This is a genomic window from Nonomuraea sp. NPDC050328 (assembly GCF_044459405.1).
Classification (GTDB): Bacteria; Actinomycetota; Actinomycetes; order Streptosporangiales; family Streptosporangiaceae; genus Nonomuraea.
Genome location: NZ_JBITIW010000009.1, coordinates 74,886 through 88,834, shown reverse-complemented (window position 1 = coordinate 88,834; position 13,949 = coordinate 74,886). Strand labels below are relative to the sequence as shown.

General features: G+C 70.3%; 9 protein-coding genes. 8 read left to right on the top strand and 1 reads right to left on the bottom strand.

Annotated features, from left to right (window positions below; translation table 11 throughout):
- The first annotated feature begins 56 nt into the window (after window positions 1–56).
- A complete protein-coding gene (locus tag ACIBG7_RS30100; protein WP_357919372.1) occupies window positions 57–4,178 on the top strand; it encodes a HAMP domain-containing protein in 4,122 nt (1,373 codons plus the stop codon).
- Between the two features lie 4 nt (window positions 4,179–4,182).
- Window positions 4,183–4,815 carry a response regulator gene (locus ACIBG7_RS30095; RefSeq protein WP_357919369.1) on the top strand — a complete coding sequence of 211 codons (633 nt, stop codon included), beginning with the start codon at window positions 4,183–4,185 and terminating at the stop codon, window positions 4,813–4,815.
- 3 nt (window positions 4,816–4,818) lie between these two features.
- Here the strand turns inward: ACIBG7_RS30095 and fxsT are convergent, their stop codons facing one another.
- Entirely contained in the window at window positions 4,819–7,380 is a 2,562-nt protein-coding gene (gene fxsT, locus ACIBG7_RS30090; protein ID WP_397338401.1) for an FxSxx-COOH system tetratricopeptide repeat protein, read from the bottom strand.
- A 146-nt stretch (window positions 7,381–7,526) separates the two neighbouring features.
- Here fxsT and fxsA point away from each other — a divergent pair, with 146 nt between their 5' ends.
- The 6 genes from fxsA to ACIBG7_RS30060 all read left to right on the top strand — a co-directional run bounded on the left by fxsA (window position 7,527) and on the right by ACIBG7_RS30060 (window position 13,948).
- Complete coding sequence (gene fxsA / locus ACIBG7_RS30085; protein WP_397338400.1) at window positions 7,527–7,697, top strand: FxSxx-COOH cyclophane-containing RiPP peptide; 171 nt, start codon at window positions 7,527–7,529, stop codon at window positions 7,695–7,697.
- Window positions 7,698–7,717: 20 nt separating this feature from the next.
- Complete coding sequence (locus ACIBG7_RS30080) at window positions 7,718–8,590, top strand: SIR2 family protein (protein WP_357919360.1); 873 nt, start codon at window positions 7,718–7,720, stop codon at window positions 8,588–8,590.
- A 5-nt stretch (window positions 8,591–8,595) separates the two neighbouring features.
- The gene (locus tag ACIBG7_RS30075; RefSeq protein WP_397338399.1) at window positions 8,596–10,215 is read left to right on the top strand and encodes a tetratricopeptide repeat protein; all 1,620 of its coding nucleotides are present in this window, start codon (window positions 8,596–8,598) and stop codon (window positions 10,213–10,215) included.
- Between the two features lie 54 nt (window positions 10,216–10,269).
- Entirely contained in the window at window positions 10,270–11,436 is a 1,167-nt protein-coding gene (locus ACIBG7_RS30070; protein WP_397338398.1) for an FxsB family cyclophane-forming radical SAM/SPASM peptide maturase, read from the top strand.
- The gene (locus ACIBG7_RS30065; RefSeq protein WP_357919352.1) at window positions 11,433–12,710 is read left to right on the top strand and encodes an HEXXH motif domain-containing protein; all 1,278 of its coding nucleotides are present in this window, start codon (window positions 11,433–11,435) and stop codon (window positions 12,708–12,710) included. The genes ACIBG7_RS30070 and ACIBG7_RS30065 overlap by 4 nt, the downstream gene beginning before the upstream one ends.
- Window positions 12,711–12,796: 86 nt before the next feature.
- Complete coding sequence (locus ACIBG7_RS30060; RefSeq protein ID WP_357919349.1) at window positions 12,797–13,948, top strand: VLRF1 family aeRF1-type release factor; 1,152 nt, start codon at window positions 12,797–12,799, stop codon at window positions 13,946–13,948.
- The last annotated feature ends 1 nt before the right edge of the window (window position 13,949 follow it).

The window sequence follows — 13,949 nt, the reverse complement described above, 5'->3', positions numbered from 1 at the left end:
CTTGGCGAGCCGTCATGACAGACTGGTACCGGCACCCCGGGAGTGAAGGAGGCCCCATGTCTGTGTCCACTCCTGAGGAGAGAACGTATACCGAGTCGGATCTGATCCCGATCCTGGAGACGCTCTTCTCATGGCGCGACGGTGACTTCCGTCGCCGCGTTCCGCATGCTCCTCCGGGGATTCTGAGCGAGGTCAGGCTCCTGCTCAACGAGGTCGCCGACCGTCGCGAGCACCTCGCCAACGAGCTGCTGCGGGTACGCAGGGAGGTCGTGAAGGAGGGCCGCTTCCAGGAGCGGCTGACCCCCGGCCCCGGAGTGGGCGCCTGGGCGGAGAGCGTCGAGTCGGTCAACAGCCTGATCGACGCGCTGGTGAGCCCGGTGAGCGGCGCGGCGGACGTGATCGACGCGGTGGCGAAGGGCGACCTGTCGCGCCGGATCGACCTCGACCGCACCGCGCGCGGCGAGGTCCGGCGGCTGGGCAAGGCGATCAACGGCATGGTCGACCAGCTCTCGCTGTTCACCTCCGAGGTCACCAGGGTGGCCCGCGAGGTCGGCACCGAGGGCCGGCTGGGCGGCAGCGCCAACCTGCGCGGCATGTCCGGCACCTGGCGCGACCTCACCGAGGCGGTCAACACCATGTCCTCGCGGGTCTCGGCCCAGGTGCGCGACATCGCGGTCGTGACGACCGCCGTGGCCAAGGGCGATTTGTCGAGGAAAGTCACCGTGGACGCGGTCGGCGAGATGTTCGAGCTCAAGAACACCGTCAACACCATGGTCGACCAGCTCTCCGCCTTCGCCGAAGAGGTCACCCGAGTCGCGCGCGAGGTCGGCACCGAGGGCAAGCTCGGCGGCCAGGCCCAGGTCAGCGGCCTGACCGGTGCCTGGAAGGACCTCACCGACAACGTCAACTTCATGGCCAACAACCTGACCATCCAGGTGCGCAACATCGCCACCGTCGCGACCGCGGTGGCCCAGGGCAACCTGACCAAGAAGATCACCGTCGACGCGCAGGGCGAGATCCTGGAGCTGAAGGACACCCTCAACACGATGGTGGACCAGCTTTCCTCCTTCGCCGACGAGGTGAGCCGGGTGGCCCGCGAAGTCGGCACCGAAGGCAAGCTCGGCGGGCGCGCCGAGGTCAAGGGTGTCTCCGGGGTCTGGAAAGAGCTGACCGACAACGTCAACTCGATGGCCAACAACCTGACCTACCAGGTGCGCAACATCGCCCAGGTGACCACCGCCGTCGCCAACGGCGACCTCACCCGCAAGATCGACGTGGACGCCCAGGGCGAGATCCTGGAGCTCAAGTCGACCATGAACACGATGGTGGACCAGTTGTCCTCCTTCGCCTCCGAGGTCACCCGAGTCGCCCGCGAGGTGGGCACCGAGGGCCAGCTCGGCGGCCAGGCCCAGGTGAGCGGCGTCTCCGGCACCTGGAAGGACCTCACCGACAACGTCAACTTCATGGCCAACAACCTCACCGTCCAGGTGCGCAACATCGCCACCGTCGCGACGGCCGTGGCCCAGGGCAACCTGACCAAGAAGATCACCGTCGACGCGCAGGGCGAGATCCTCCAGCTCAAGGACACCCTCAACACGATGGTGGACCAGCTCTCCTCCTTCGCCGACGAGGTGACCCGAGTCGCCCGCGAGGTGGGCACCGAGGGCCAGCTCGGCGGCCAGGCCAGGGTGCAGGGCGTGTCCGGTGTGTGGAAGGACCTCACCGACAACGTCAACTTCATGGCCAACAACCTGACCTACCAGGTGCGCAACATCGCCGAGGTGACCACCGCGGTCGCCAAGGGCGACCTCACCCGCAAGATCGACGTGGACGCCCAGGGCGAGATCCTGGAGCTCAAGACCACCATGAACCGGATGGTGGACCAGCTCTCCAGCTTCGCCTCCGAGGTCACCCGAGTCGCCCGGGAGGTGGGCTCGGAAGGCCAGCTCGGCGGCCAGGCCCGCGTCGAGGGCGTCGAAGGCACCTGGAAGCGGCTCACCGAGTCGGTGAACGAGCTGGCCGGCAACCTCACCACGCAGGTGCGCGCCATCGCCACGGTCACCAGCGCGGTCGCCCAGGGCGACCTGACCCGCTCGATCGAGGACGAGGCCAAGGGCGAGCTCGCCGAGCTCAAGGACAACATCAACTCGATGGTGGCCAACCTGCGCGAGACCACGCAGGCCAACCAGGAACAGGACTGGCTCAAATCCAACCTGGCCCGCATCTCCCGGCTCATGCAGGGCCACCGCGACCTCGTCGAGGTCGCCAAGCTGATCATGAGCGAGCTGACCCCGCTGGTCACCGCCCGCTACGGCGCCTTCTACGCCATCGACCCCGAGTCCGAGCAGGCGCTCATCCTGATCGGCGGGTACGGCGTGCGGCCCGAGCGCAGCCCGCGCACCACCTTCGCGCTGGGCGAGGGCATCGTCGGCCAGGCCGCCCTGGAGGGCAAGCCGATCACCCTCGACGACGTGCCGCCCGGCTTCATCACCATCGACAGCGGCCTGAGCAGCTCGACCCCGGCCCAGATCGTGGTCGTGCCGATCCTGTTCGAGAGCCGCGTGCTCGGCGTGCTGGAGCTGGCCTCGTTCAGCAAGTTCGGCGAGGTGCACCTCGACTTCCTCACCCAGCTCGTCGAGACCATCGGCGTGACGATGAACACCATCATCGCCAACTCCCGCACGGAAGACCTGCTCAAGGAGTCGCAGCGGCTCGCGGAAGAGCTCCAGGAGCGCTCCGACGAGCTGGAGCGGCAGCAGGAGGAGCTGCGCCGGTCCAACGCCGAGCTGGAGGACAAGGCGGCGCTGCTGGCCAAGCAGAACCGCGCCATCGAGATCCAGAACTTCCAGATCGAGCAGGCCCGCCGTACGTTGGAGGAACGCGCGGAGCAGCTCGCGGTCTCCGGCCGGTACAAGTCGGAGTTCCTGGCGAACATGTCCCACGAGCTGCGCACGCCGCTCAACAGCCTGCTCGTGCTGGCCAAGCTGCTGACGGAAAACTCCGACGGCAACCTGACCGACCAGCAGGTGGAGTACGCCAAGCACATCCACGGCTCGGGCTCGCAGCTCCTGCAGCTCATCAACGACATCCTCGACGTCTCCAAGGTCGAGGCCGGGCGCATGGACATCCACCCGGCGCAGATCTCGCTGCCGAAGCTGCTCGACTACGTCGAGGCCGCCTTCGCGCCGCTCGCCCAGGACAAGGGGCTGAGCTTCGGCGTCGAGGTGGACGGCGGCGTGCCGACCGAGATCAACACCGACGAGCAGCGGTTGCAGCAGGTGCTGCGCAACCTGCTGTCCAACGCGGTCAAGTTCACCCCCAAGGGCGAGGTACGGCTGCGCGTCACCAAGGCCCCCGAGCACGTCGTCTACGAGGACACCAAGCTGCGCGAGGCCTCCGAGGTCCTGGCCTTCGAGGTGATCGACACCGGCATCGGCATCGCGCCCGACAAGCGGGAGATCATCTTCGAGGCGTTCCGGCAGGCCGACGGCACCACCAGCCGCAAGTACGGCGGCACCGGCCTGGGCCTGTCCATCAGCCGCGACATCGCCCGCCTGCTCGGCGGCGAGATCCGGGTGACCAGCGAGGTCGGCAAGGGCAGCACCTTCACGCTCTTCCTGCCCAGCACCTACTCCGGGCCGCTGCCCACCCGCGAGACGCTCGCCCTGCCGCCCGCCGCGCCGCCGGAGGAGCCGCAGGTGGCGTTGCCCGAACCGGCCATGGCCTTCGACCTGCCGCTGCCCGAGCTGTCGCAGCCCCGGCCCTGGCAGGGACCCGACCCGCTGGCCCAGGCCAAGATCCTCATCGTGGACGACGACATCCGCAACGTCTTCGCGCTGACCAGCGTGCTGGAGCAGCAGGGCGCCACGGTCGTCTACGCGGAGAACGGGCGCGAGGGCATCGAGCAGCTCGAACGCAACGAGGACGTGGCGCTCGTGCTGATGGACATCATGATGCCGGAGATGGACGGCTGGGCCACGACCTCGGCGATCCGGCGGATGCCGCAGTTCGCCGACCTGCCGATCATCGCGCTGACCGCCAAGGTCATGCGGGGCGACCGGGAGAAGAGCATCGCCTCCGGCGCCTCCGACTACGTGCCCAAGCCGGTGGACGTCGACCGCCTGCTGGAGAGACTCCGTGGCTGGCTGAACCGCGGCCGGACGACAGAGAGGCCCTGAACTTATGCCGGACCGCGCCAAGATCCTCCTGGTCGACGACCGGGAGGAGAACCTGATCGCGCTCGAGGCGATCCTGAGCTCGCTCGACCTCGTGCCCGTCCGGGCCCGGTCGGGCGAGGAGGCGCTCAAGGCGCTGCTCGGGACCGAGTTCGCGCTCATCCTGCTCGACGTGCGGATGCCCGGGATGGACGGCTTCGAGACCGCCGCGCACATCAAGCGGCGCGAACGGACGCGCAACATCCCGATCATCTTCCTGACCGTCGTCGACAGCGCGCCCGACTACGCCTTCCGCGGCTACGCCGCCGGCGCGGTGGACTACCTCACCAAACCGTTCGACCCCTGGGTGCTGCGGGCCAAGGTGCAGGTCTTCGTCGAGCTCTACAAGATGCACAAGCGCCTGGCCGAGCAGGCCGCGCTGCTGCGTGAGCACCTCGCCGGCGAGCTGCCTCCCGACGAGGCCGCCGACGCCGCCGCGGTGCTCCCCGAGCTCTCCCGCCGCCTCGCCGCGGTGGAGGACGAGGCCGCCCGCGTCCGCGAGCAGGCCCGCAAGTCGGACGACACCGCCCTGACCTCCGCCGTCGCCGACCTCAACACCCGCCTCGAACACCTCCGCGCCGGCTTCGACGCCCTGTCCTGAGGCTCAGAGCACGGGCGGGTCGAAGTCGAAGTCGATCCGCCCGCCCTGCGCGGCGACCAGCGTGTCGGGGTGCTCGGGGCCGAGCACCCGCTCGTAGGCCGCCATGGTCTCCTCGCGCAGCTCGGCGGCCTGCTCGGTCTCGCCCACGGTCTGCAGGTCAAGGACCAGGTTGGTGGCGCAGGCGAGGGTGAGCGGGTGGTCGATGCCCAGCAGCGTGCGCAGCCGTCGCAACGTGCCCTCGCCCAGCGCCCTGGCCGATTCGGTCTCGCCCAGCATCGCCAGGTCGGAGGCCAGGTTGATGGCGCAGGTCAGGGTGAAGTGGTGATCGCGGGTGAGCCGGGCGTCGAAGCCGTCGAGTGCCACCCGGTCGAGCTCCCTGGCCCGGCCGACCTGGTCGTTCACCCGCAGCAGCAGCGCGAGGTTCATGTCGCAGCCGTAGCGGAACGGGTGGTCGTTGCCGTACATCCGCGGGTAGAGCTTGACCGTCTCCTCCAGCAGCTCCAGCGCCTCCTCGATCGCGCCGGCCGCGCGCAGCGCGTTGCCCAGGCAGAGCGCGGCGGCCAGCGAGTCGGGGTGCGCCATGCCCGAGGCGTTCTTCTGCAGGTCGAAAGTGCGCCTGGCCAGGTCGAGCGCCTCGTCGACCTGGCCGGTGCGGCGCAGCGCGATCGACAGGTCCTTGGCCGCGCGCAACGTCCAGGGGTGGCCGGGCAGCTCCTGCAGGCCGTAGGCGTAGGCGTCCTGGCCGATGTCGCACGCCTCGCGGTAGCGGCCGCTGAGCCGTACCACCCGGGCCAGGCCGTTGAGCGAGGCGAGGATGTTCTGCTTGCTCGACCCGGCCTGTTCCTGGGCCATGTAGGTCTCGTTCTGCAGCGCCTCGGCCCGCGTGTAGTCGCCGAGCAGGAGCAGGTCGAGCGCGAGGTTGTTCTTGGCGCGCAGGGTGCGCGGGTGGTCGGGGCCGAACTTGTCCTCGTGCCGGGCCAGCGAGTCGCTGTCGTGCGCCAGCGCCTCGTCGAAGCGGCCCAGGAAGCGCAGGTCGGCGCCGTGGCTGTTGAGCAGCAGCAAGGTCTCGTCGTCGTCCTCGCCCAGGGTGGCGCGCAGCCGGTCGAGGAGCCGCCGGTTGAGCGCGTAGGACTCCTGGATCTCGCCCTGCTCGCGGATGACGATGCCGAGGTGGCGCTGGACGGCCAGCAGGTGGCGCTCGTCGCCGCCGGCCTGGCTCCACTGCTCGATGAGCAGCGCGGCCAGCTCGCGGGCGGACTTGAAGTCGCCGGAGGAGTAGAGGTAGCGGACCACGTTCACCGCGAACTCGCGCACCCGGTTGTCGGTGCTGGAGGCGATCTGCGAGGGCATGACGTGGCCGACCAGCCAGCTGTACTGCGGCCAGGTGGCGTTGTCGTCCGGCTCCTGGCGGTGCGCCGCCGCGGCGAGCAGCAGGTGCACCTCGTGCCGCCAGCCCGGCCACTCCTCGCGGGCGATCTCGTCGCGCAGCAGCGCCTGGACCAGCCGGTGCACCTGGATGGTGTGCCGGGGCCGGTCGGGGCCCTGGTTGCGGTCGTCGGGCGAGTCGATGCGGGCCAGCGCGTACCGGCCCAGCTCGCCGATGGCGCGGCTGACCTGGATGGTGTTGGTCAGCATCCGGGTGAAGCGCGAGGAGGCGGCGTACTCGGCGGGCAGTTGGCGGAAGACGTTGCGCGGGATCGGCTCGGGCCCGAAGAAGGCGCAGGCGCGCAGCAGGTCGACCGCTTCCGGCATGCGCTCGCGGAGCTGCGCCACCGAGATCGACCAGGCGGCGGTCATCGAGTGCGGGTAGTCGGAGGGCTTGCTGACCGCCAGCAGCTCGGTGACGCGCTCCTCCAGCAGGCGGAGATACTCCTCCGCGGGCATGCCGGTCTCCACCTGGAGCGCGCCGGCCTGCTCCAGGGCCAGCGGCAGGTTGCCCAGCGCGTCGGCGAGTTGGCCGGCCTGATCGCGGCTGATGCCGCGGCGGACCCGCTTCAGCAGGAACTCGATGCTCTCGTCGCGCTCGAAGACGTCGACCGAGATGGTGTCGACGACGCCCTGCCAGCGGTGGTTGCGCGAGGTGATGAGCACGTGGCCGGGGCCGTGCGGGATGACGTCCTCGATGTCCTCGGGCGCGTCCGCGTTGTCGAAGATCAGCAACCACCGGGAGTACGGCTCGCCACGCCGCAGGGCGTCGAGCACCGCCGTGGTGACCGCCTCCACGCCCAGCGAGGGCGCCACCGGCAGCCGCAGCCGCGAGGCCAGTCCGGCCAGCGCCGACTTCATCAGCATGGTCTGGTCGGCCGGGATCCACCACACGAGGTCGTACTCGTGCTTGAAGCGGTGCGCGTACTCGATCACGAGCTGCGTCTTGCCCACGCCGCCGAGGCCGTGCAGGGTGCGCGGCACATGGCCCTGATCCTGGTCGGGCAGGACCGCGGTCACGTCGGAGCGCAATCCTTCCCGGAGCCGTTCGAGCAGGTCGCCGCGACCGGTGAAATTCATGTTGCGCTGCGGGACCTTGCCCCAGATCTCGGGCTCACGACTGAAATCCGTTGCCGTCACGCCACCGCCCCAGTCCAGCCGATTGTCCCGCCAATCGTAGCCCGGACACCGGCCGGAGAAAATGGCGGAAAAGCGCGAGCCTGCCTCTGGCCAAGCCGTGCTCCATACGTGCGAGAATGACGGGGAAAATTCGGGTGAGGGAGAACATGCAGATGGGCAGCGACGCCACAGAGGGTTACGGCGACGGTCTGATCGACCTGAGCGGCCTCAGCCTGGCCGAGGTGGCGAGCCTCGAGAGCCCGGCGCTCAAGGTGGCGCTCGGTCGCCTGCTGGAGAGCGATTCCGGTCCGGTGGCGGGCTTTCAGTCCGCGCTCTGACGCCGCTCATGGGGTGATGGGTGAACAACGGCGACTGGATCCGGCTCATCAGGCAACTCGAAGACGGGGAATGCACTCCGTTGCTCGGCGCCGGCGCGAGCGCTCACCGGCTGCCGACCGGTGGGGCGTTGAGCCAGCATTTCGCCGAGCTTTACGGATATCCGTTCCAGGACGCCGACAATCTCCCGAAAGTCACCCAATTCGCCGCGACCACCCAATTAGGTGACCCGGTCGACGTCAAACGCGATGTGTGCCGCCATCTGAAGGATCACATCGCCAATACCCCGCCCGCCGCGGACGCGGTCGATCCCTATGCGGTGCTGGCCGAATTTCCCATCACTACCTTTCTCACCACGAACTATGACGACCTGGTAGCGCAGGCCCTCCGCAAGGCGTCCAGAGATCCGCAGGTCGCCGCCTCGCAGCTCATCGACGGCACCTCCGAGCCCGGTGAGGTGCCCGGCGAGCCGTCCCGGGGTAACCCGCTCGTCTACCATTTGCACGGGAGCTGGGACCATCCCGACAGCATCGTGCTGACCGACAACGACTTCATGGACTACCAGCTCAGCATGGTCAGCGCCGCCGCCTCCGGCGATCGCAAGCCGCTGCCCGACCAGGTGGTCAAGGCCATCACCGGCACCCCGCTGCTGCTGATCGGCTACAGCCTCCAGGACTGGGCCTTCCGCGTGCTCTACCGCAGCCTCCTCAACGGGGTACGGCGCGGCCGGCGCAGCATCAGCGTGCAGCTCGTCGCCGCGCTGGGCACGCACCCGGAGGCGCAGGTCCGCGCGATCAAGTACCTGGAGCAGTACCTGCACGACTGGAACATCTCCACCTTCATCGGAACCACCGATCAGTTCTTCGAGTCGTTGCGGCGGAAGATGGGAAGGTAACGACCATGACGCCCTACGTGGGTCTGCGCCCCTACCGGCCCACCGAGCACGAGGTGTTCCACGGCCGTTCGCGGGAGTCACGCGAGGTCGCCACCCTCTGGCAGGCCACCGGGCTGACGGTCCTCTACGGCGCCTCCGGCGTCGGCAAGACCTCGCTCCTGCACGCCGGCGTCGTCCCCCGGCTCGACGACTCCCGGGTGGACCGGCTGCCGATCGCCCGGATCGCGCCGCGCGACCACGGCCCGGGCAACCCGTACGTCATGGCTTTGCTGTCCTGCTGGGCGCCCGACACCGAGCCCGCCCGGCTCGCCGAGCTGACCGTCTCGCAGTTTTTGCGCGAGATCCGGCCCACCCGCCTGGACGAGTACGGCGACCCGATGCCCGTGCTGGCCGCGATCGACCAAGCCGAGGAGCTCTTCCACGGCCGCTCCTCCCTCGGCCCGCAGCAGCGCGAGCTGCTCGGCCAGCTCGCCGAGGCGCTCGCCCAGCACGACCGGCTGCACCTGCTGCTCTCGCTGCGCGAAGAGTTCCTCTACATGGTCATCCCCTACGAGCGGGCCTTCGGCCGCGGCTCGCGCACCCGCTTCCACCTGCTGCCCTTCACGCCGGAGGCGGCGCTGGAGGCGGTCACCGGGCCGGTCGCCGACACCGGACGGCACTACGCGCCCGGGGCGGCCGAGCTGCTCATCGACGGCGTGCGGGAGGCCGGGCTCCAGGACGACCACGGCCTGCACTCGCAGCTCCACTTCGGCCTGGTCGACCCGTTCGAGCTGCAGATCAACTGCGCCGCGCTCTGGGAGTCGCTGCCCGACACGGTCACCGAGATCCAGCCGGAGCACACCCGCATCTACGGCAACGTCGACCGCTTCCTGACCGGCTACTGCAACCGCGCCCTCAGCACGGTCGCCCGCGAGCACGGCGTCGGCGAGAGCGACATCCGGATGTGGCTCCGCCGGACCTTCATCACCGAGCACACCACCCGCAACACCGTCTACGAGGGCATCGACCAGACCCAGGGCATGCCGAACGAGGTCGCCCACGCGCTGGTCGAGCAGAACATCCTGCGCACCGAGCTCCGGCTCAACCTGCGCTGGTACGAGCTGCGGCACGACCGGCTGATCGAGACGATCGCCCGGCTGGAGACCCCCGACATCTACCTGCGCCGCGCCCGGCGGGCGCTGGAGCACGCGGATTGGGACAACGCCCGCCGCTACGCGCGGGAGGCGGTGCGCGCCTCGGCGGTCGGCGATCCGTGGGTGCGCGGCGACGCCGCCGAGATCTTCGGCCTGATCGCCATGGCCAACGCCGACCCCGACGAGGCCAACCGGTACTTCGACGAGGCCGCGGCCAGCTACGCCACCGAGCAGCGCTTCGACGGCGTCTCCCGCGTGCTCACCGCGCAGGGCAAGCTGGCCCTCGCCGAGGGCGACCGGACGGTGGCGCTGGAGCGGATCAACGCGGCGCTCTCCTACGCGCCGGCCGACCCCGCGGCCCAGCTCGCCCTGGCCCAGACGCTGATGCAGTCGGGCGTGCGGGCCGCCTCCGCCGTGCTCAGAAGCATCATCACCAAGCTTCCGCCGCATCTGATCCCGCAAGCCGAGGAACTGCTGAGCGATTCCGCCTGATCTGGCTATGCTGAGCCCGACAGCTAAGTCACGGCGCGGAAGGGCTTGATCCCAGTGCCTGAGTGGCCGGCGACGCTCGATGTCGCCGCGTTGGTGACGGACGGATGGCGGCCCACGCCGTTCCGCCAGTTCATCCTCAAGATCCACAGCCGTTGTGATCTCGCGTGCGCCTACTGCTACGTCTACGAGCAGGCCGACCAGAGCTGGCGCGGCCGGCCCAAGCGCATGTCGCACGACGTCGCCAAGCTCACCTCCGCCCGGATCGCCGAGCACGTGCTCACCCACGACCTCGACTCGATCGAGATCATCCTGCACGGCGGCGAGCCGCTGCTGGCCGGCCCCGACTCGATCGGCGAGCTGGTCCGGCTGCTGCGCGCCGAGATCCCCGCGCGGATCGACGTCGTCACGCAGACCAACGGCACCCTGCTGACCGAACGTTTCCTCGACCTGTTCGCCGAGCTGGACCTCGGCGTGGGCGTCAGCCTCGACGGCACCGCCGAGGCGCACGACCGCTGGCGGCGCACGGCCGACGGTCGCGGCAGCCACCACAAGGTCGCCGCCGCGCTGGAGCGGCTCGGCTCCCCCGCCTACCGGCACCTGTTCCGCGGGCTGCTGTGCGCGGTGGACACCGCCAACGACCCGATCGAGACCTACGAGGCGTTGCTCGCCTTCGACCCGCCCACGATCGACTTCCTGCTGCCGCACGCGACCTGGGCCGACCCGCCGGTCAGAGCGGCTGCCACGCCGTACGCGGACTGGCTGATCGAGATCTTCACCCGCTGGTACGGCACGCGGCCCGCCGGGGTGCGGCTGTTCGACGAGATCCTCCTGCTGCTGCTCGGCGGCGCGTCGGCGACCGAGCAGGTCGGCCTGTCGCCCGCCGCGATGGTGGTGGTCGAGACCGACGGCGAGATAGAGCAGAGCGACATCCTCAAGGTGGCCTACGCCGGCGCGCCCGGCACCGGCCTGCACGTGCGCGACGACTCCTTCGACGAGGCGCTGCGCCGGCCCGGAGTCGTGGCGAGGCAGCTCGGCCGGCTCGCGCTGGCCGAGCAGTGCACGAACTGCCCGGTGGGCCGGGTCTGCGGCGGCGGCCACTACGCGCACCGCTACCGGCCGGGCAGCGGCTTCCGCAACCCGTCGGTCTACTGTCCCGACCTGCTCCGCCTGATCACCCACATCGGCGACACCGTCCGAGCCGACCTCAAGGAACCTCGATGAACCTGATGGAGCACCGCGTCCCGGTGGAGATGTTCACCGACCTCGCCACCGGCGGCGGGGGCGCGGTGACGATCGACTGGCTGGCGCGCGGCCAGTACAGCAAGCACCTCCTGCTGGTGCGGGGCGTGCTCGACGCGACCAAGCAGGGCCGGCACCCGGCCGAGGCCGCGGTACGCCGCGCCTACGACCTGCTGGCGGCGATCCAGCACGAGCATCCCGAGGCGGTCGACCGGGTCCTGCGCCACCCGTCGGTCGGGGCGTGGGCCCGGCACACCGTGCGCACCCTCCAGGCGCCCGGCCAGCTCGCCGGGCTGGCCGCCGCGGCGGCGATCCACGCCGGGGTGAGCTGCGAGGTGGACGTCCCGGTCCTCGACGGCTTCCTCACGCTGCCCTCGCTGGGCCAGGTCACCGTGACCGGCGAGCTGGCGACCGTGCACTGCTCGCCGGAGGGCGCCGAGGTGAGCGCCGAGGGGCAGATCGTCCGGCTCGACGAGAACGTGCCCGGCTGGTACGGCCTGCGCCCCCTGGCGGCGGAGGCGGCCGGGGTCCGGCTCGACGTGCTGGTCGACGACGTGGACCCGTACCGCGCGCCGGGCCTGGCCAACTCGCGGGGCCGGCTGAGCGAGGCGGAGTCGCGGCGCTGGCAGGAGCTCCTCGACGAGGGCTGGGACCTGCTGGCCACCCACCACACGCCGGTGGCGGTCGAGGTGGCGGCGGCGATCCGGGTGCTCACCCCGCTGAGCGCGCCGCCGCAGGGACTGTCGAGCGCGACCTCGCGGGAGACCTTCGGCTGCGTGGCGCTGTCCACCCCGCCGGACGGGCACGCGCTGGCCGTCACGCTGGCTCACGAGACCGCGCACAACAAGCTGTCCGCGTTGCTCGACATCGTCCCGCTGACCAAGCCGGAGGACGGCTCGCTGCACTACGCCCCCTGGCGGCCCGATCCGCGGCCGATCGGCGGCCTGCTCCAGGGCGCCTACGCCTACCTGGGCGTCACCGACTTCTGGCGGCGGCAACGCCATCACGAGCAGGGTGAGCAGGCCATGCGCGCCGGGGCGGAGTTCGCCCGCTGGCGGGCCGGCGCCCGGCAGGTCAGCCAGACCATCCTCGACAGCGGCCGGCTGACCCCGCCCGGCGAGCAGTTCGTCGGGCTGATGGCCGAGCGGCTGGACGAGTGGGGGGCCGAGCCGGTCGAGGCGGATTCGCTGGAGCTGGCCAAGAATGCGGCGGATCGGCACCGTTCGTTGTGGAGAGAGCGGAACGCGGGGCAGTAAAAGGCCGTCAAACTTCGCACAATCGGACACTTTTCGCCTCATTTGTCTCCTTAGAGTCGGCAGTAGACGACGCAAGGAGAACCGCTGTGCAAATCGACCAGACCTTCCTTCGTGACCTCGTGACAATGAAGGACGAGGTCGGCGTGCTGTCGCTGTACATCACCGTCGATCCGCGGGAGGAGAGCTCGACGCGGCCCGCGTGGGACATCCGGCTGCGGAACGAGCTGTCCGCGCTACGCGAGCAGGTCGGGGCGTGGCCGGACAAGGAGAGGCGCGGGGCGGTGCTCGACCGGCTCGACGCGCTGGAGCCGGACCTCCTGGAGCTGACGGACGCGGCGGAGAGCGGGATCGGGCGGGCGCTGTTCGCGGCGGTGGTCGAGGACGACGTACGGAAGATCGCGCTGCAGGTCCCGATGGAGAACAGCGCGTCGCTGGAGTCGACGGCGTACATCCGCCCGCTGGTCACGGCGATGGCGATGGCCGCGCCGGCCGGGTTCGTGGTGGTGTCGCGGGACGGGCTGCGTCTGATCGACTTCCGGTACGGCAAGGCCGAGGACCTGGAGGAGGCGCGGTTCGACCTGGACACCTCCGACTGGCGGCCGATGCGCGGGCCCGGGCCGGGCGGCGGGTCGCAGCCCTCCTCCACGCAGGTCGACCGGTTCGAGGCGCGGATCGAGGACAACTACAAGCGCTGGCTGCACGGCGTGGCGCCGGAGATCCCGCGGCAGGCCAAGGAGATGGGCTGGACCGACGTCCTGCTCATCGGCGACCCGCGGCTGACCGAGCTGCTCGCGCCGGCGCTGCACCCGATGACGACGGTGCAGGTGGACACCATCGTCGACCCGATGTCGGCGCCCGAGGTGGCCCGGCACGTGGCGGACGAGCTGGAGGCCACCCGGGGCCGCCGGGACGCCGAGCTGGTGGCCCGCGTGATGGACGCGGCGAAGTCGGGCGGCAAGGGGGCGCTCGGGCTCAACCAGACGCTCGCGTTGCTCAACGAGGGGCGGGTCGAGCACCTGGTGCTGGACGAGAACGGGAAGTGGACCGGGGCCAGGGGGCTGGACGGGTACCTGTACGAGGCGACGCCTCAGGGGATGGCGACCGTACCGGAGCCTGACCTGGGCGAGCGGATGATCGAGGCGGTGCTGGACAGCGGGGCCACGGTCACCATCCTGGGCGAGCAGGCCGCCGCGCCGCTGGCGCCGGAAGGCGGGGTGGGGGCGTTGCTCCGCTGGTGAG